The 17,786-nt window shown below is 72.9% G+C and carries 18 protein-coding genes; 8 read left to right on the forward strand and 10 right to left on the reverse strand.

What is annotated here, in order from left to right; translation table 11 throughout:
- Window positions 1–197: 197 nt before the first annotated feature.
- Window positions 198–962 (reverse strand): hypothetical protein, encoded by a 765-nt coding sequence (locus AB0F03_RS10160; protein WP_361988443.1) that lies wholly within the window; start codon window positions 960–962, stop codon window positions 198–200.
- Window positions 963–1,170: 208 nt separating this feature from the next.
- Here AB0F03_RS10160 and AB0F03_RS10165 point away from each other — a divergent pair, with 208 nt between their 5' ends.
- The 3 genes from AB0F03_RS10165 to AB0F03_RS10175 are packed head-to-tail and all read left to right on the forward strand — an operon-like array spanning window position 1,171 to window position 4,232.
- The gene (locus tag AB0F03_RS10165; protein WP_361988446.1) at window positions 1,171–2,460 is read left to right on the forward strand and encodes a CBS domain-containing protein; all 1,290 of its coding nucleotides are present in this window, start codon (window positions 1,171–1,173) and stop codon (window positions 2,458–2,460) included.
- Window positions 2,450–3,055, forward strand: coding sequence for a DUF1003 domain-containing protein (locus tag AB0F03_RS10170; protein ID WP_361988449.1), 606 nt, complete (start codon window positions 2,450–2,452; stop codon window positions 3,053–3,055). The genes AB0F03_RS10165 and AB0F03_RS10170 overlap by 11 nt, the downstream gene beginning before the upstream one ends.
- 43 nt (window positions 3,056–3,098) lie before the next feature.
- The gene (locus tag AB0F03_RS10175) at window positions 3,099–4,232 is read left to right on the forward strand and encodes an Mrp/NBP35 family ATP-binding protein (RefSeq protein ID WP_361988452.1); all 1,134 of its coding nucleotides are present in this window, start codon (window positions 3,099–3,101) and stop codon (window positions 4,230–4,232) included.
- A gap of 76 nt (window positions 4,233–4,308) precedes the next feature.
- On the opposite strand, the gene AB0F03_RS10180 is transcribed toward AB0F03_RS10175, so the two are convergent.
- The 4 genes from AB0F03_RS10180 to sigE all read right to left on the reverse strand — a co-directional run bounded on the left by AB0F03_RS10180 (window position 4,309) and on the right by sigE (window position 7,529).
- Complete coding sequence (locus AB0F03_RS10180; protein WP_361988455.1) at window positions 4,309–4,974, reverse strand: hypothetical protein; 666 nt, start codon at window positions 4,972–4,974, stop codon at window positions 4,309–4,311.
- A 241-nt stretch (window positions 4,975–5,215) separates the two neighbouring features.
- Window positions 5,216–5,671, reverse strand: a complete 456-nt coding sequence (locus AB0F03_RS10185; RefSeq protein ID WP_361988458.1) for a sec-independent translocase — start codon at window positions 5,669–5,671, stop codon at window positions 5,216–5,218.
- 113 nt (window positions 5,672–5,784) lie between these two features.
- The gene (locus AB0F03_RS10190) at window positions 5,785–6,822 is read right to left on the reverse strand and encodes a zf-HC2 domain-containing protein (RefSeq protein WP_361988461.1); all 1,038 of its coding nucleotides are present in this window, start codon (window positions 6,820–6,822) and stop codon (window positions 5,785–5,787) included.
- Complete coding sequence (gene sigE, locus AB0F03_RS10195) at window positions 6,819–7,529, reverse strand: RNA polymerase sigma factor SigE (RefSeq protein ID WP_361988464.1); 711 nt, start codon at window positions 7,527–7,529, stop codon at window positions 6,819–6,821. The genes AB0F03_RS10190 and sigE overlap by 4 nt, the downstream gene beginning before the upstream one ends.
- Before the next feature lie 235 nt (window positions 7,530–7,764).
- Between sigE and AB0F03_RS10200 the strand changes: the two genes are divergently transcribed.
- A complete protein-coding gene (locus AB0F03_RS10200) occupies window positions 7,765–8,460 on the forward strand; it encodes an O-methyltransferase (RefSeq protein ID WP_356825875.1) in 696 nt (231 codons plus the stop codon).
- A 148-nt stretch (window positions 8,461–8,608) separates the two neighbouring features.
- Here the strand turns inward: AB0F03_RS10200 and AB0F03_RS10205 are convergent, their stop codons facing one another.
- Window positions 8,609–8,776: a DUF3117 domain-containing protein gene (locus tag AB0F03_RS10205; RefSeq protein WP_018544333.1), complete on the reverse strand. Its 168-nt coding sequence runs from the start codon at window positions 8,774–8,776 to the stop codon at window positions 8,609–8,611.
- A gap of 375 nt (window positions 8,777–9,151) precedes the next feature.
- On the opposite strand from AB0F03_RS10205, the gene AB0F03_RS10210 reads away from it, so the two are divergent.
- Window positions 9,152–9,955, forward strand: a complete 804-nt coding sequence (locus AB0F03_RS10210) for an enoyl-CoA hydratase-related protein (protein ID WP_361988467.1) — start codon at window positions 9,152–9,154, stop codon at window positions 9,953–9,955.
- Between the two features lie 21 nt (window positions 9,956–9,976).
- On the opposite strand, the gene AB0F03_RS10215 is transcribed toward AB0F03_RS10210, so the two are convergent.
- Window positions 9,977–10,564, reverse strand: coding sequence for a DNA-3-methyladenine glycosylase I (locus tag AB0F03_RS10215; protein ID WP_361988470.1), 588 nt, complete (start codon window positions 10,562–10,564; stop codon window positions 9,977–9,979).
- Window positions 10,561–10,917, reverse strand: a complete 357-nt coding sequence (locus AB0F03_RS10220; RefSeq protein ID WP_361988473.1) for a DivIVA domain-containing protein — start codon at window positions 10,915–10,917, stop codon at window positions 10,561–10,563. The genes AB0F03_RS10215 and AB0F03_RS10220 overlap by 4 nt, the downstream gene beginning before the upstream one ends.
- 137 nt (window positions 10,918–11,054) lie before the next feature.
- Between AB0F03_RS10220 and folP the strand changes: the two genes are divergently transcribed.
- Window positions 11,055–11,915, forward strand: coding sequence for a dihydropteroate synthase (folP, locus tag AB0F03_RS10225; RefSeq protein ID WP_361988476.1), 861 nt, complete (start codon window positions 11,055–11,057; stop codon window positions 11,913–11,915).
- Between the two features lie 100 nt (window positions 11,916–12,015).
- Entirely contained in the window at window positions 12,016–14,484 is a 2,469-nt protein-coding gene (gene uvrA, locus AB0F03_RS10230) for an excinuclease ABC subunit UvrA (RefSeq protein ID WP_361988479.1), read from the forward strand.
- 196 nt (window positions 14,485–14,680) lie between these two features.
- Here uvrA and AB0F03_RS10235 read toward each other — a convergent pair whose 3' ends face one another.
- The gene (locus tag AB0F03_RS10235) at window positions 14,681–15,439 is read right to left on the reverse strand and encodes a TIGR00730 family Rossman fold protein (RefSeq protein ID WP_361988481.1); all 759 of its coding nucleotides are present in this window, start codon (window positions 15,437–15,439) and stop codon (window positions 14,681–14,683) included.
- 100 nt (window positions 15,440–15,539) lie between these two features.
- Window positions 15,540–16,619: a succinyl-diaminopimelate desuccinylase gene (gene dapE / locus AB0F03_RS10240; RefSeq protein ID WP_361988484.1), complete on the reverse strand. Its 1,080-nt coding sequence runs from the start codon at window positions 16,617–16,619 to the stop codon at window positions 15,540–15,542.
- A gap of 93 nt (window positions 16,620–16,712) precedes the next feature.
- On the opposite strand from dapE, the gene AB0F03_RS10245 reads away from it, so the two are divergent.
- Window positions 16,713–17,702, forward strand: coding sequence for a heavy metal transporter (locus AB0F03_RS10245; protein ID WP_361988487.1), 990 nt, complete (start codon window positions 16,713–16,715; stop codon window positions 17,700–17,702).
- The last annotated feature ends 84 nt before the right edge of the window (window positions 17,703–17,786 follow it).

Here is a 17,786-nt window from a genome sequence, read left to right on the forward strand (position 1 = left end):
GGGGGCCGTCCTCGCGGATCAGGCCGGATCCGGTCGGCCGCGCCCGGAGCCCCGGCAGGCTCCGCGGGACAGGTCCCGGGTGCGCCGCTGTTCGGCCCGGGCCCGCCCGGGCGGGGCGGCCGGGCGCCACAGGGCGTCGGTGGCCGTCGGCGCCGCGGGGCCTCGCCCGGACCGCACATGAGACCGGGGCCGCGCGGTCAGGACGTCGGCAGCTGCTTGCCGTAGTCCACCGTGTCCGACGTGGCGGGCTTGGTGAGGGCGAAGTTCCGGCCCCAGTCGGAGAAGCGGAGCGTGCCCGCGCCGCCGGCGCGGACCAGGCGCAGCGGGTACGGCGTGCCCCGGAGGGACACGTCGAGCGTGCCGCCGGACCCCTTGTCGCCGGTGATGCGGATCGTGGGGACGCCCGCCTGGTCGTGGTGGCCCTCCGTCGCCAGCGTGCCGTGCAGCGTCAGCAGACCGTCGAGGAGGACGTCCTTGTCCGTGAAGCCGCTGAACTTCTTGTACGCGGGGTCGGCCTGCGGCACCTTCACGTACTTGCCGTCGAGCTTGCCGACCGCGCCGTCGCCGCCGCCGTTGCCGTTGCCGTTGCCGTGGTCCCAGAAGTCCGCGCCGGCCTTCAGATACAGCTCCTGCCCGATCCGCAGCAGCCAGAAGGCCGCCCCCTGCGAGGTCACCGACCCGGTTCCGCCGTCGGCCTTGAGCCGCATGTCCAGCCGGTACGTACGGCCGCTGGTCACCACGGTCCCCGACAGCCGTACCGCCGCCGCTCCGTCCGCCGCCGCCCGCGTCCTGGACTCGATCCGGCCGGCGGGCAGCTTGCCCACCCCGTTGGTCCCCGCGTCCGGATCGTCACCGCCACCGCCACCGCATGCCGTCAGCGCCATCGCCCCGGTCACGGCCAGGGCGCAGGTCGCGGTCACCAGCGCGGTGCGGCGGGTACGGCCCCGGGGAATCGCAGTCACGGGTGGAGCTGCCTTTCTGACGGTTCCTGAGCGGCGTACGGCAGCGTACCGGTGCCCCGTCCACCCCACGGAGCCGGACCGTCCGGACTGCCCACCAGGGCGTATCCGATCGGTACGAGCTAGCCTGAAGCGCACCCGAGCGGGTGGATCCGAGCAGATCACACCCCCAGCAGTCCCCCCGCGACTCCCAGGCAAAGGAAGCAGAGCCATGGCAGCCGGCGTCCCCCGGATCTTCGTCTCGCACATCGCCGGGGTCCCCGTCTTCGATCCGGCCGGCGACCAGGTGGGCCGCGTCCGCGACATGGTCGTCATGCTGCGCGTCGGCAGACGGCCCCCACGCGTCCTCGGCCTGGTCGTCGAGCTGTCCACCCGGCGCCGCATCTTCCTGCCCATGACCCGGATCACCGGCGTGGAGTCGGGTCAGGTCATCACCACCGGCGTGCTCAACGTCCGCCGCTTCGAGCAGCGGCCCACCGAGCGGCTGGTCTTCGGCGAGCTGCTGGACCGGCGCGTGACCCTGGTGGAGACCGGTGAGGAGGTCACCGTCCTCGACGTGTCCGTGCAGCAGCTGCCCGCCCGCCGGGACTGGGAGGTCGACCGGGTCTTCCTGCGCAAGGGACGCAAGGCCGGGGCGTTCCGGCGCGCCAAGGGCGAGACGCTGACCGTCGAGTGGTCGGCCGTCACCGGGTTCTCCCTGGAGGAGCACGGGCAGGGCGCCGAGAGCCTGCTCGCCACCTTCGAGCAGCTGCGCCCCGCCGACCTCGCCAACGTCCTGCACCACCTGTCCTCCAAGCGGCGCGCCGAGGTCGCGGCCGCCCTGGACGACGACCGGCTCGCGGACGTCCTGGAGGAGCTGCCCGAGGACGACCAGATCGAGATCCTCGGCAAACTGAAGGAGGAGCGCGCGGCGGACGTGCTGGAGGCGATGGACCCCGACGACGCGGCCGACCTGCTCTCGGAACTGCCCGAGGAGGACAAGGAGCGGCTGCTGAGTCTGATGAAGCCCGCCGACGCGGCCGACGTGCGGCGCCTGATGTCGTACGAGGAGCACACGGCCGGCGGTCTGATGACCACCGAACCGATCGTGCTGCGCCCGGACGCCACCGTCGCCGACGCGCTCGCCCGGGTCCGCAACCAGGACCTCTCCCCCGCCCTCGCCGCCCAGGTCTACGTCTGCCGCCCGCCGGACGAGACCCCGACCGGCAAGTACCTGGGTACGGTGCACTTCCAGCGGCTGCTGCGCGACCCCCCGTACACGCTGGTCAGCTCGCTGGTCGACGACGACCTCCAGGCGCTGGCCCCGGGTGCCGCGCTGCCGGTCATCGCCGGGTTCTTCGCCACGTACGACATGGTGGCCGCGCCCGTCGTGGACGAGTCCGGCTCGCTGCTCGGCGCGGTGACCGTGGACGACGTACTGGACCACATGCTGCCCGACGACTGGCGGGAGACGGAGTTCCACCTGGACGAGGGAGAGGAGGCGCCCACGCATGGCTCCTGAGCGCGACGCCGGGACCCGGGAGCGTCATCCGGCGGGCGCCACGGCCGCCGGCCGGCCCCGCGGTGCCCGGCTGGACCAGCCGCGCACGCCGCGCCACCGGATGCTGCCCGAGTGGGACCCGGAGGCCTTCGGCCGGCTGTCGGAGCGGATCGCCCGGTTCCTGGGCACGGGACGCTTCATCGTCTGGATGACGATCGTCATCATCGCCTGGGTGGTGTGGAACATCTCCGCGCCCGCCCATCTGCGTTTCGACAACTACCCGTTCATCTTCCTGACGCTGATGCTGTCGCTCCAGGCGTCCTACGCGGCCCCGCTGATCCTGCTGGCGCAGAACAGGCAGGACGACCGCGACCGGGTCAACCTGGAGCAGGACCGCAAGCAGAACGAGCGGTCCATCGCCGACACCGAGTACCTGACCCGGGAGGTGGCCGCGCTGCGCATGGGCCTCGGCGAGGTCGCCACCCGCGACTGGATCCGCTCGGAGCTCCAGGACCTGGTGAAGGAGCTGGAGGAGCGCAGACGCCACGACAGTCACGTCGTATTCCCGGCAGAGCGGGCGGAACGGTCGCCGGGACGTGACGCAGACGACCGCTGAGGGGCTACCCGCGAGCCCCTCGGCGCGCCGTACCATCGTCCTTATGGCTACGGAAGACGCGGTGCGCGAGGCACTGGCGACGGTGAACGACCCCGAGATCAACCGCCCGATCACCGAACTGGGGATGGTCAAGTCGGTGGAGATCGGCGCGGACGGAGCGGTCGCGGTCACCGTGTACCTGACCGTGTCCGGCTGCCCGATGCGCGACACCATCACGCAGCGCGTCACCGAGGCGGTCTCCCGGGTCGAGGGGGTCACCCGCGTCGGCGTCACCCTCGACGTGATGAGCGACGAGCAGCGCAAGGAGCTGGCGACCGCCCTGCGCGGCGGCCAGACCGAGCGGGAGGTGCCCTTCGCCAAGCCGGGCAGCCTCACCCGGGTCTACGCGGTCGCCTCCGGCAAGGGCGGCGTCGGCAAGTCCTCCGTGACGGTCAACCTGGCGGCGGCGATGGCGGCCGACGGGCTCAAGGTGGGTGTGGTCGACGCCGACATCTACGGCCACAGCGTGCCGCGCATGCTGGGCGCCGACGGCCGTCCCACCCAGGTCGAGAACATGATCATGCCGCCGTCCGCGAACGGCGTGAAGGTCATCTCGATCGGCATGTTCACCCCGGGCAACGCCCCCGTCGTCTGGCGCGGCCCGATGCTGCACCGCGCGCTCCAGCAGTTCCTCGCGGACGTCTACTGGGGCGACCTCGACGTGCTCCTGCTCGACCTCCCGCCGGGCACCGGTGACATCGCGATCTCCGTGGCCCAGCTGGTCCCCAACGCCGAGATCCTTGTGGTGACGACCCCGCAGCAGGCGGCGGCCGAGGTGGCCGAGCGCGCGGGTTCCATCGCCGTGCAGACCCACCAGAAGATCGTCGGCGTGGTCGAGAACATGTCCGGCCTGCCCTGCCCGCACTGCGGCGAGATGGTCGACGTCTTCGGCACGGGCGGCGGCCAGCGGGTCGCCGACGGCCTCACCCGGACGACGGGTACGGCCGTGCCGGTCCTCGGCAGCATCCCGATCGACGTCCGCCTCCGCGAGGGCGGCGACGAGGGCAAGCCGGTGGTCCTGACCGACCCCGCCTCCCCGGCGGGCAGCGCGCTGCGGGCCATCGCCGGGAAGCTGGGCGGCAGGCAGCGGGGGCTGTCGGGCCTGTCCCTGGGGATCACGCCGAAGAACAAGTTCTGACGGCTCCCGCCGGTGCACGGCGGGCTCCCGTGTGTTCCAGGGCGCAGGGGCGCCGGTTCCGGCCGGCGCCCCTGCGTCATGCGTAGGCGCCGATGTCCTTCACCACGGCGAACCCGAGCCCGTACGCGCTCATCCCCCGCCCGTACGCGCCCAGATGGACGCCCGCCCCGGTCGTGCCGGCCAGCACCCAGCCGAACTCCGACTCCCGGTAACAGAACGAGGCCGCGGCCCCGTCCACCGGCAGGGAGAGTCTGGACCACTCCGGTCCGTCGAGGTCGTCGGCCAGCGCCCACGCGGTCTCGGTCTGCTGGTCCAGCCAGTCGTCCCGCAGGGTGTGGTCCATCTGACCGGGCCAGGTGAAGGACAGCAGCCCCACCCCGGCCAGCCACGCCGCCGAGGACACCGACGTCGCCTCCAGCAGCCCCGTGCCGTCGGCGCTGCGCCGGGACGGCTGCGCGGCGACGGTCACCACGACCGCGAACTTCTCCCGCGGTTCACCGGCGGAACCGGAATCACCGCGCACGGACGGCTCGTCGCCGTGCCCGATCGAACCGTGCTCGACGGCGCCGTCGGCCGCCGTGCCGACCTGCATCAGCCAGCGCGGCCCCGTGAACGCCTCGTCCAGGCCGTACCAGGGGAAGGGCGCCCGCAGGTAACCGTCGACCGTACGCCGGGCGGAGGGGAGCTGCTGTCCGCCCTCCGCGGCCGGCGGCTGCGCGCCCACCCGACTCGTCGTCTCCATCTGCCCGGACGCCTCCTCGCTCTCGTCGGACCGGGGTCGCCCGCCCCCCTTCGGGCGTACGCGTCCGGTCCGCACAACAACTCGGCAGCATATCCACACCGCTGACGGCGGCAGGGCAGGCGCCGACCGCGTGGGTCGCGTGAACGGCCTGTTCAGGCCGTGTGCGAAGGGTGTGCTCTATGACACGCGTCACGTGCGCGGGATGCCCCCGCATGCGCGTGTCGGCGCGGGGAGGCGGTCGTCAGGTGGCGTCCGCGTCGAAGACCGGGCGTTCGTCCGCGCCGGCCACCTCGGGCTTCTTGGTCATGTCGATGCGCCCACCGGACGACACGGAGGAGGACGACGAGGACGACGACGGGGTGGACGAGCCGCTGTCGTGGCCGTTGACCGCGTCCGTGACCTCGGCCATCTCCTTCTTCAGGTCGAAGCCGTTGCGGATCTCCTTCAGCCCCAGGTCGTCGTTGTCCAGCTGCTTGCGGAGGTAGGTCTTGGGGTTGAGGTCCTCGAACTCGAAGTCCTTGAACTCGGGGCCCAGTTCCTGGCGGATGTCGTGCTTGGCGCTCTCCGAGAACTCGCGGATCTTGCGGATCGTGCGCGTCACGTCCTGGATGACCTTCGGGAGCTTGTCCGGACCGAAGACGAGCACGGCGAGCACGATGATCGTGACCAGCTCGAGTGGTCCTATGTCATTGAACACCTGACGCTCCTTGCGATGTCCTCGGTCGCTCAACGGTACCCGGCGTTCCCGCCGGACCGGTACCGCTGCGAGGTGAGACTTCGGTCAGTTCCGTGCCGGGGCACGACGACCGGTCAGGGCGAGGGGTGAGGCCCGACGGGGAAGGAGGACGGCGTGGCGGGAGTCGCGGGGGCGGTGTCGGGAACGGCGGCGTCGGCGGTGGACAGCGGGCCGGAGCCCGTGGCCCCGAGCGGTGCCGACCGGCCGGCGAGCGGGAGGCCGGGGAAGGCCAGGGTCCGGTCCAGCGGGCGTATCAGCGGGGACACGGCGGCCATGCCGGCCAGCACCGGCGCCGTCAGGCCCCCCGCCGCACCGGTCCGGGCCGGCGCCGGGCCGGGTGACGGCAGTCCGGGCAGCAGCGGCGCGGACAGGGAGGCCGGGGCCGGTGCGAGCAGGGCCCCGCCCTGGGCGAACAGCGGTCCCACCGGGCGGCGGCGCTGGCTGTCCGGCGTGGCCGCGCCCGCACCGGTGCCCGCCGAGCGGGCCGGGGTCACGCTGCCGGTGCCGGGGCCGCCGCGGGCGTCCGTGGTCAGGTCACCGGGGATGGTGGTGGTCACGCCGCCGAGGGCGACGGCGGCCAGCGACACCGCGCCGGCGGCGGCGAACGCGAACCGCAGCCCGCGCGAGGCCGGGCGGCCGTCGTCGGGGCGGCCGACGGGATGGACGCGGAAACCGCGGTCCACGGGCGAGGCGGCCCGGTCCTCGGGGGCGGGCAGCCAGCCGTGGGCGCGCGCGGGGACGTACCCGAACGGGAGGTGCTCGCCGCGCCTCACACCGAAGGCGCGGTCGCCGGAGGCGTCGGGACCCGCTCCGTGGCGTCCGCCCCCGGGGGACGGCGTGCCGCCGTCTCCGTCACCTCCCCCGGGGAGGCCCTGGAGACGGGCCAGGAAGCTCGCCGAGGGCGGGGGCGGGGCCGCCTCCGCGAACACGTTCTTCAGGGCGCGCTGGGCGTCCGCCTCCGCCTTGCACCGGGCGCAGGTGGCCAGGTGGGCGAGGACCCGCTCACGCGTCTCATGACCCAGCTCGCCGTCCACCAGGGCGGAGAGCCGGTCTCCCAAATGCTGCTCTGCGAGGTGCGGCTCCCCGACAGGTTTCGGCCGAGATCCACTCACGCGGTCGCGCCCCCTCCTCCCAGAGCGGGGACCCGGGCCCGGAAGGAGCGCCGCTCGGCCGCGCGGGCCTCCGGGGAGCGGTGCGCGAGGGCCTTGCGGAGCTGGGACCGGCCGCGGTGGATACGGGAGCGGACCGTGCCGAGCTTGACGCCCAGGGTGGCGGCGATCTCCTCGTAGGACAGTCCCTCGATGTCGCACAGGACGACGGCGGCCCGGAACTCGGGTGCGAGGGTGTCCAGGGCCTGCTGGACGTCGGCGTCGAAGTGCGCGTCGTTGAAGAGCTGCTGCGGGTTGGGCTCGCGGCTGGCCAGGCGCTCGGCCGCGTCCTCGCCGAGGGCGTCGAAGCGGATGCGCTGCTTGCGCCGCACCATGTCGAGGAAGAGGTTGGTGGTGATGCGGTGCAGCCAGCCCTCGAAGGTGCCCGGCGAGTACGTCGACAGGGAGCGGAAGACGCGGACGAAGACCTCCTGGGTGAGATCCTCGGCGTCGTGCTGATTACCCGTCAGGCGGTAGGCCAGCCGGTAGACGCGGCCGCTGTGCGTGCTGACGATCTCGTCCCACGTCGGCGGGGTCCACGCCTGCCCGTCCGCGTCGGTGGCGAAGGTGGCGGTCTGGGTCCTGCCCGCGGCGGGACCGGAGGCGTGGCTGTCAGCGGTGTCGGTCACGGATTTCGGCCTGCCCGCCGACCCTAGGAAGCGCCGCAGCACTCCGGCCCGGTCCCCGGGTGCGGCCGCACCTCCCCTGTCGGCTCTGGTGGTGTCCAGTGGAGCCCCTACCATAGCCACCTCGCCCGTTAGCTCCGGATAAGCGGTTTTACGAGAATTTGATACACGCTGATACGGCTCATACTGCTGCGTCAGCAGTTGCTCGGCCTCCTGCGCCATCTCTGCCCCCCGTCACATCCCCGGCCACCGGCTCCTCCCTGTAAACGCCCGGTCCCATCTGCGGGTTCCCGACGCCAACGGATACAGTCACGCCCAGGCAACCAGGGGACAGGAGAGGGTCATTACCGGCAACCGGCAGACGAGCTGGGCGTTCGCCGACGCCTTTGTCGCCGAGGACGAAGCGCTGCGCTGGGCCCGCGACCGGGCCCGCGAGGCAGGGCTGCGCTCGGTGTCGCCGGCCACGGGCGCCGCGCTCGGACTGCTCGCCGCCTCGGTGGACGCGAAGGCGGTCGCGGAGATCGGCACGGGCTGCGGAGTGTCCGGGCTGCATCTGCTGCACGGGATGCGGCCGGACGGGGTGCTCACGACGGTGGACCCGGAGCCGGAGCACCAGCAGTCCGCGCGGCAGGCCTTCCGCATCTGCGGTTTCGCCAGCAACCGGGCCCGCTTCATCCCCGGCCCCGCCCTGGACGTCCTGCCGCGTCTCGCGGACGCCGGCTACGACCTGGTCTTCTGCGACGGGGACCGGCTGGAGTACCTGGACTATCTCGCTGAATCGTTGCGTCTGCTGCGCCCCGGCGGCCTGGTGGTCTTCGAGGGCGTCTTCGCCAACGGCCGTACCGTCGACTCGGGGCCGCAGCCGACCGAGGTGCTGCGGCTGCGGGAACTGCTGCGCGCGGTGCGGGAGAGCCCGGAGCTGATCCCCTCGCTGCTGCCGGTGGGCGACGGGCTGCTCTGCGCGGTCAAGCGGTGAGCGGCACGGCCCGGCTCACGAGCCCTCCCGCGTAACGCGCCGCCGCAGCCGCCCCGGACGGTGAAGCCGCAGGTGGGAGCCCCGGAACGCGGCTGCCCCGACACCGCGTACGATGCCGGGGCAGCCGGAAGGACTGATCGCTGGGACCTCAGACGACGACCTTCTTGAGGGCGTCTCCGAGCGCCTCGGCCTCGTCAGGGGTCAGCTCGACGACGAGTCGACCGCCGCCTTCGAGCGGAACGCGCATGACGATGCCCCGCCCCTCCTTGGTCACCTCGAGCGGGCCATCACCCGTCCGCGGCTTCATGGCCGCCATGCTCGTTCCCCTTCCTGAAACCAGCTCATCGTCTGCCGATACCTCCCGGAGGGAGGCACCCGCCGTCCGGAACGGACACGCGACACCGGCATCGAACACATTGCTTCCAGGCCATTATCCCGCATCGCAGGACCCGATGACCAACATCGGTCGGCATCGCTTGGGCAACGCGCGCGAGCAAAACCACTCAATTCGGCGATGTGACTGCGATACTGCGCCACCGCACGGACCTCCGCCGCCCGGCTCCGCCGTGTTTTTCTTTGACGCAGGTCACACGTCCGGTCCGGCTCCCGGGCGGCGATCTCCGTCATGCTGTCCTCATACGCGGGCGTACTGAGCGGTACGTCACCAGCCGCGACACCGGAGGGGACCGCCATGGCCGACACCGTGCTCTACGAGGTGAGCGACGGACTCGCGACGATCACGCTGAACCGCCCGGAGGCGATGAACGCGCTGAACATCGCGACGAAGACCGCCCTCCGGGAGGCCGCGGAATCAGCGGCCTCGGACACGGCCGTACGGGCGATCCTGCTGACCGCCGCCGGGGACCGGGCGTTCTGCGTGGGCCAGGACCTCAAGGAGCACATCGGTCTGCTGGCCGGTGACCGGGAGACCGGGTCCGGGCAGACGATGAGCACGGTCAGGGAGCACTACAACCCGATCGTGCGGGCCCTCGCCGGGGCGCCGAAGCCGGTGGTCGCGGCGGTGAACGGCGTCGCGGCCGGCGCCGGGTTCGGTTTCGCGCTCGCCGCGGACCACCGGGTGGTGGCCGACACGGCCGCGTTCAACACGTCGTTCGCGGGTGTGGCGCTGACCGCCGACTCCGGCATCTCCTGGACCCTGTCCCGGGTGATCGGCCCGAGCCGCGCCACCGACCTGCTGCTCTTCCCGCGCAGCATCAGCGCCCAGGAGGCGCTGGAGCTGGGCATCGCCAACCGGGTCGTCCCCGCCGCCGAGCTGCGCGCCGAGGCGGAGCGGACGGCGCGGGCGCTGGCCGGGGGACCGACGGTGGCGTACGCGGCGATCAAGGAGGCGGTGGCGTACGGGCTGACGCACTCGCTGACCGAGACGCTGGAGAAGGAGGACGAGCTCCAGACCCGCGCCGGGCGCTCCGAGGACCACGCCATCGCCGTACAGGCGTTCGTGGACAAGGAGCGGCCGAAGTACCTGGGCCGGTAGCCGCAGGCGCTCCCGCGCCCCTCAGGAAGCGCCTCTGGCCACGCACGTCTCCAGGTGGTCGTTGACCAGGCCGCACGCCTGCATCAGGGCGTACGCCGTCGTCGGGCCGACGAACCTGAGGCCGCGCTTCTTCAGCGCCTTGGACAGGGCCGTGGACTCCGGGGTGATCGCGGGGACGTCGGCGAGGGTCCTGGGGGCCGGGCGGTCCGCCGGGTCGGGGGCGTGGGACCACACGAGGTCGTCCAGCTCGCCCTCCGGCCAGCCGGCGAGGACGCGCGCGTTGGCGAGGGTCGCGTCGACCTTGGCGCGGTTGCGGATGATGCCGGGGTCGGCCAGCAGCCGCGCGCGGTCCTCGTCGGTGAAGGTGGCGACCTTCTCGATGCGGAAACCGGCGAAGGCCGCGCGGAACCCCGGGCGGCGGCGCAGAATCGTGATCCAGGACAGGCCCGACTGGAAGGCCTCCAGGCTGATCCGCTCGAAGAGGGCGTCGTCGCCGCGGACCGGGCGGCCCCACTCCTCGTCGTGGTACGACACGTAGTCCTCGGTGGACAGGGCCCAGGGGCAGCGCAGCGCGCCGTCCGGCCCGGCCAGGGCGGCTGAGGCGGTCATCGCTGCTCCTCCCCCTCGCCGCTCTTGTCGGTGCGGGCGTGCGCCGCGGCGGCTCTCGCGCCGGTCAGCGCGGACTCCAGGTCGGCGATACGGGCGTCCCGCTCGGCCAGCTCGGCGGCGAGGCGGCCGAGCGCGTCGTCGACGTCCGCCATGCGGTAGCCGCGCGGGGTGACCGGGAAGCGCAGGGTCTCCACGTCCGCGCGGTCCACCGGGCGGTCCGCGGGCAGCGGGTCCCACAGCCGCTCCGGCGCCGCCTCGGGCAGCGGGCCGCTCTCTCCGCCGCCCACCACGGCCAGGGACACCGCGGCGACCACGACGGCCAGCGCGACGACCAGGAACAAGAACATCACCATCGCGAGGGATCCCCACGCTCGTTACCGGACGCTGTGCCGGAAGCTGAATGTGTCAGGGTCCGATCGTGCCATGCGCGCCCGGCGGTTAGGGTCGCAGGCGGCCGTACTGCGGGACGTACTAGGAGAGGGCACAGCGGATGCTCAGGCTGGGCAGGCGGGAATTCGGACCGCACGAGCCGGTGATCATGGCGATCGTGAACCGGACACCGGATTCCTTCTACGACCGCGGAGCCACGTTCCGCGACGAACCGGCCCTCGCACGCGTGGAGCAGGCGGTGGCCGAGGGCGCCGCGATCATCGACATCGGCGGGGTCAAGGCGGGGCCCGGCGAGGAGGTCACGGCCGAGGAGGAGGCGCGGCGCACGGTCGGTTTCGTGGCGGAGGTACGGCGCCGCTTCCCGGACGTGGTCATCAGCGTCGACACCTGGCGGGCCGAGGTCGGCGAGGCGGTGTGCGAGGCGGGCGCGGATCTGCTGAACGACGCGTGGGGCGGGGTCGACCCGGGGCTCGCGCAGGTGGCGGCGCGGTACGGGGCCGGGCTGGTGTGCACGCACGCGGGCGGGGCGGAGCCGCGGACCCGTCCGCACCGGGTGACCTATGACGACGTGGTGGCCGACATCCTGGCGGTGACGCTGGGGCTGGCCGAGCGGGCGGTGGCGCTGGGGGTGCCGCGGGAGTCCGTGCTGATCGACCCCGGGCACGACTTCGGCAAGAACACGCGGCACAGTCTGGAGGCGACGCGGCGGTTGGACGAGATGGTCGCCACGGGGTGGCCGGTGCTGGTGTCGCTGTCCAACAAGGACTTCGTCGGCGAGTCCCTGGACCGGCCGGTCAAGGAGCGCCTGATCGGCACGCTGGCGACGACCGCGGTGTCCGCGTGGCTCGGGGCACGGGTGTACCGGGTCCACGAGGTCGCCGAGACCCGTCAGGTACTGGACATGGTGGCGTCCATCGCCGGCCACCGGCCCCCCGCGGTGGCCCGCCGGGGCCTGGCCTAGGCCGTGTATCGAAGATGGATCTCGGGCTGTGAATGACCACGGTTCATACCGGGACTCTCCCTGTCGCGCGGTTCCCGGCGCGTTCAGGTAGTCAGGAACGGTGAACAAGGACGCGAGCGACCCCTTCGTGCATGTCCGGGGCGCCAGTGAGAACAACCTGAGGAACATCGATGTCGACGTTCCGCGGGACGCGATGGTCGCCTTCACCGGCGTCTCCGGTTCGGGCAAGTCCTCGCTCGCGTTCGGCACGCTCTACGCGGAAGCCCAGCGGCGCTACTTCGAGTCCGTCGCACCGTACGCCCGAAGGCTGTTGCAACAGGTCGGCGCACCGCACGTGCAGGACATCACCGGACTGCCACCCGCCGTGGCCCTTCAGCAGCGACGCGGGTCGCCCAGTTCACGCTCGACGGTCGGCACCATCACCACCCTGTCCAATCTGCTGCGCATGCTGTACTCCCGCGCCGGCACCTATCCGCCCCGGGCCGCACGGCTGGAAGCCGAGTCGTTCTCACCCAACACCGCGGCCGGCGCCTGCCCGGTGTGCCACGGACTGGGCGTCGTGCACGACGTCGCCGAGGACCTGCTCGTCCCGGACCCCTCGCTGAGCATCCGCGAGGGGGCGATCGCCGCCTGGCCGGGCGCCTGGCAGGGCGCCAACCTGCGCAGTGTCGTGAGCGGCCTGGGGATCGACATCGACCGACCGTGGCGCAGGCTCAGGAAGAAGGACCGGGACTGGCTGCTGTACACGGAGGAGCAGCCCTCCGTGTACATCGAGCCGGAGGAGGACCGCGTCGACTACGGCTACCAGGGCAGGTTCTGGAGTGCCCGCAAGCACGTCATGCACGTCCTCGCCGACTCCAAGAGCGAGAAGATGCGCGAACGGGCGCTCCGGTTCGTCAGGAGCGTGCCCTGCCCCGAGTGTCACGGCAGCGGACTGCGGCCCGAGGCGCTCGCCGTGACCTTCGCCGGACGTTCCATCGCCGAGATCAACGCGATGCCGCTCACCGAGGTCGTGGCGTTGTTGCGGCCCGTCGCGGGGCGGTCCCAGGCCGACGCCACCACGTCGACCGCCCGATCCGGGGAGACGACCGAGGTCGCGGTCCGGATCTGCGGCGATCTGGTCGCGCGGATCGAGGTACTGCTCGACCTGGGCCTCGGGTATCTCAGCCTCGGGCGCCGCTCGACGACCCTGTCGCCCGGCGAGGCGCAGCGCCTGCGGATCGCCACCCAGCTGCGCTCGGGGCTGTTCGGCGTCGTCTACGTCCTCGACGAACCCTCCGCGGGCCTGCACCCGGCTGACGCGGAACCGCTGCTGGACGTGCTGGACCGCCTCAAGGCGGCAGGCAACTCGCTGTTCGTCGTGGAGCACGACATGGACGTCGTACGGCGGGCGGACTGGGTGGTCGACATCGGCCCCGGCGCCGGCGAGGGCGGCGGACGCGTGCTGTACAGCGGCCCGGTCGCCGGTCTCGAGCGGGTCGGGGAGTCGGCCACGGGCCAGTACCTGTTCGGGCGCGCCCAGCCGCTCGATCACCGCCCGCGCACACCGCACGGCTGGCTGCACCTGTGCGGCGTCTCCCGTCACAATCTGCACGACGTGTCCGTCGACGTACCGCTCCGCGTCCTGACGGCCGTGACGGGCGTGTCCGGTTCCGGAAAGTCGACGCTGGTGACGCAGGTGCTCGCCGAGGTCGTCCGCGGCCACCTCGGACTCGTACCCGAGGAGCCCGACGAGGCGCAGCTGGAGGTCGACGTCCAGGACGCGTCGGGGGTCGAGTCGTTCGACCGGCTGGTCCGGGTCGACCAACGGCCCATCGGCCGAACTCCCCGGTCCAACCTGGCCACGTACACGGGAATGTTCGACGCGGTGCGCAAGCTGTACGCGGCGACGGACGAGGCCAGGGCGCGCGGCTACTCGGCCGGGCGGTTCTCCTTCAACGTGCCCGAAGGGCGGTGCGAGACCTGCCAGGGCGAAGGATTCGTCGCGGTTGAACTGCTGTTCCTGCCCGGCACCCACGCGCCGTGCCCGACCTGCCGGGGTGCCCGGTACAACGCCGAAACGCTGGAAGTCACCCACCGCGGCAAGAACATCGCGGAAGTGCTGGCGCTGTCCGTCGACGCCGCCGCCGAGTTCCTGTCCGCCGTCCCGGCCGCCTCCCGCAGTCTGGAGACGTTGCGCGAGGTGGGACTGGGGTACCTGCGGCTGGGCCAGCCCGCGACGGAACTCAGCGGTGGTGAGGCGCAACGCATCAAACTGGCCACCGAACTACAGCGAGCCCGCCGCGGGCACGCGCTCTACCTGCTCGACGAGCCGACGGCGGGGCTCCACCCCTCGGACATCGCGCTGCTGCTGCGACAGCTGCACCGGCTCGTCGACGCCGGCAACACGGTCGTCCTCGTCGAACACGACCTGGACACGGTCGCCACCGCCGACTGGGTCATCGACCTCGGTCCGGGCGGGGGCGACGCGGGCGGGCGGGTGGTCGCGGCGGGCCCGCCGGCCAAGGTGGCGAGGGCCCGCCGCAGCGCCACCGCGCCCTACCTCGCGGCCCGGCTCGCGCGCTCCTGACGACGGCGCGAGGGACTGAGCACCGGTCAACCGGGTTCGGGACGCAGGGTCGCGCGCGTCGCCATGCCGCGTTCCGGCTTGTGGCGGACACCGCTCGTGGCTTCGTCCACGAGACGGGCTCTGGCACAGCTTCCCCGCTCCGCCCCGGGCCCGCCCGGAAGAGCGGGTCCGGGGCGGGGCGGCCGGGGGGCCGTCCTCAGCGGCCCGCCTCCTTCGAGACCAGGGCCACCGCTTCCTCCACGTCGTCCGTCACGTGGAACAGCAGCAGGTCCTTCTCCGCGGCCTTGCCCTCGGCGATCAGGGTGTTCTTCAGCCAGTCGAGCAGGCCGCCCCAGTACGCGCTGCCGAAGAGGACGATCGGGAAGCGGGTGACCTTCTGGGTCTGGACCAGGGTGAGGGCCTCGAAGAGTTCGTCGAGGGTGCCCAGGCCGCCGGGGAGGACCACGAAGCCCTGCGCGTACTTCACGAACATCATCTTGCGGACGAAGAAGTAGCGGAAGTTCAGGCCGATGTCGACGTAGGGGTTCAGCCCCTGCTCGAAGGGGAGTTCGATGCCGAGGCCGACCGAGATGCCGCCCGCCTCGCACGCGCCCTTGTTGGCCGCCTCCATCGCGCCCGGGCCGCCGCCGGTGATGACCGCCCAGCCGGCCTCCACCAGCCCTCGGCCGAGCCGGACGCCCGCCTCGTACTCCGGCGAGTCCACCGCCGTCCGCGCCGAGCCGAACACGCTGATGGCGGGCGGGAGTTCGGCCAGGGTGCCGAAGCCCTCGATGAACTCCGACTGGATGCGCAGCACCCGCCAGGGATCGGTGTGCACCCAGTCGGTGGGGGCGCGTTCGTCCAGCAGCCGCTGGTCGGTCGTACTGGCCGTCACCTGTCCCCGCCGTCGGAGGACCGGTCCGAGCCGTTGCTCGTCCGGCGGCTGCTTCTTCCCCTCGGGGTTTCCGGTAGCCATGTGAGCTCCCTCCGCTTGCCGGTAGTTCGATGTCAGCCTAGATCCACCCGGGTTACGGAGGGGGGACGTACGCGTGTCCGCCGCGCGTGCGCCGTGCGCGCTACGCGGTGAGCCAGGTGCGCAGGCGTTCCTCGCCCGCCAGGATCTTCGCCGTCTCCACCCGCTCGTCGCGCTTGTGGGCCAGGTGCGGGTTGCCGGGGCCGTAGTTGACCGCGGGGATGCCGAGCGCGGAGAAGCGGGACACGTCCGTCCAGCCGTACTTGGGCCGCGGGAGGCCGCCCACCGCCTCGATGAAGGCAGCCGCGGCCGGGTGGGACAGGCCGGGCAGCGCGCCGCCGCTGTGGTCGTCCACCACGAACTCCGCGACCCCGCAGTCCGCGAAGACCTCGCGGACGTGCGCGATCGCCTCCTCCTCGGTGCGGTCGGGGGCGTAGCGGAAGTTCACGGTGACCACGCACTCGTCGGGGATGACGTTGCCGGCCACTCCCCCGCTGATCCCCACCGCGTTCAGGCCCTCGCGGTACTCCAGGCCGTCGATCACCGGCCGGCGGGGCTCGTAGGACGCCAGCCGGGCCAGGACGGGGGCCGCCGCGTGGATGGCGTTGGAGCCCATCCAGCCGCGCGCCGAGTGCGCCCGCTCGCCCGTGGTCCTCAGCAGCACCCGCAGTGTGCCCTGGCAACCGCCCTCGACCTCCCCGTCGGAGGGCTCCAGCAGGACCGCGAAGTCGCCCTCCAGCCACTCGGGACGGGCCTCGGCGACGTGCTTGAGGCCGTTGAGGTCGGCGGCGACCTCCTCGTTGTCGTAGAAGACGAAGGTCAGGTCGCGGTTGGGGGCCGGGACCGTGGCCGCGATGCGCAGCTGGACCGCCACGCCCGACTTCATGTCGCAGGTGCCGCAGCCCCACAGCACGCCGTCCTCGTCGAGCCGCGAGGGCACGTTGCCGGCGATCGGGACGGTGTCGATGTGGCCGGCCAGGATGACACGCTCGGCCCGGCCCAGGTCCGTACGGGCGATCACGTTGTTGCCGTGGCGGTCGACCGTCAGGTGCGGCAGCGCGCGCAGGGCGGCCTCGATCGCGTCCGCGAGCGGCTTCTCGGTGCCGCTCTCCGAGGGGAGGTCCACGAGCCGCGCGGTGAGCGCGGCGGCGTCCAGCGTGAGGTCAAGCGAGGTGTCGGCCATGGCCACGACCCTAGCGCGCCGGCCGCCGGGCCGGCCGGACGCGCGGAGCCGACCACTGATCGGGCCGGTGACGGGCTCCAGTACCTTGTACGCGTGTCAGAGCCGTCCCCCACCCGTCCGCAGCGTCGCGGCCGCCTCCTGCGTTTCGCGGCGGCCCTGTTGGTCCTGTGCGGTGTCGCCGCGTACCTCGTCGTGCAGTACGTGACCGGCGGCGGGGCGCGCGGCTGTGAGGTGGTCCCGGCCGCGGGTGACGGGGCGTCGTACGAGTTCACGCCGGAGCAGGCGGTGAACGCGGCGACGATCGCCGCCGTCGGCACCGGGCGCGGGATGCCCGAGCGGGCCGTGACGATCGCGCTGGCGACCGCCCTCCAGGAGTCGGGGCTGCGCAACATCGGGCACGGCGACCGGGACTCGCTGGGCCTGTTCCAGCAGCGGCCCTCGCAGGGCTGGGGGACCGAGCGGCAGATCATGGACCCCGCGTACGCGGCGGGCATCTTCTACGCGCACCTGGCGAAGGTGCCGGACTACACCGGCCTGCCGCTGACGGTGGCCGCGCAGCGGGTGCAGCGCAGCGGCTACCCGGAGGCGTACGCCAAGCACGAGCCGGACGCCGCGCTGCTGGCGGCGGCCCTGACCGGCCGGGCGGCGGCCACGCTGACCTGTGACGGCAGCCCGGAGCGCACGGCGCCGGCGACCGGTCCGGACGCGGTGCGGGCGGCGCTGGTGCGGGACTTCGGGCGTGACGCGCTCCAGGAGACCGGGGCGGAGGTGGGCGGGACGCCCGTGCCGTCGCCGTCCCCCTCGCCGAGCGTGACGGCGAGCGCGCACGGGCGGACGGTGACCGTTCCGGTGCCGCGGGGCGCGAAGCGGGACGCGAACGGGCGCGGTGAGCTGGCGCGGGGCTGGCAGCTGGCGCAGTGGGCGGTCGCCAACTCCTCGGCGCTGCACATCCGGCGGGTGTCGTACGCGGGGCGGGTGTGGACCGCGGGAAGCGGTGGTGCGGCGTGGGGCAGGGCCCGTTCGGAGGGGGCCGGCGGTGCGGAGCGGGCCGTGGGGGCCGTGCGGATCGAGACCGGACAGTAGTTCGGCGGATCACCCTGGCGGGTTGCGCGGTGCCGGGCCGCCCGGCGGCCCGGCCGGGGGATGTGCGGGGCGGAGGGACCCTTG

This window comes from Streptomyces sp. NPDC028722 (assembly GCF_040637655.1).
Lineage (GTDB): Bacteria > Actinomycetota > Actinomycetes > Streptomycetales > Streptomycetaceae > Streptomyces.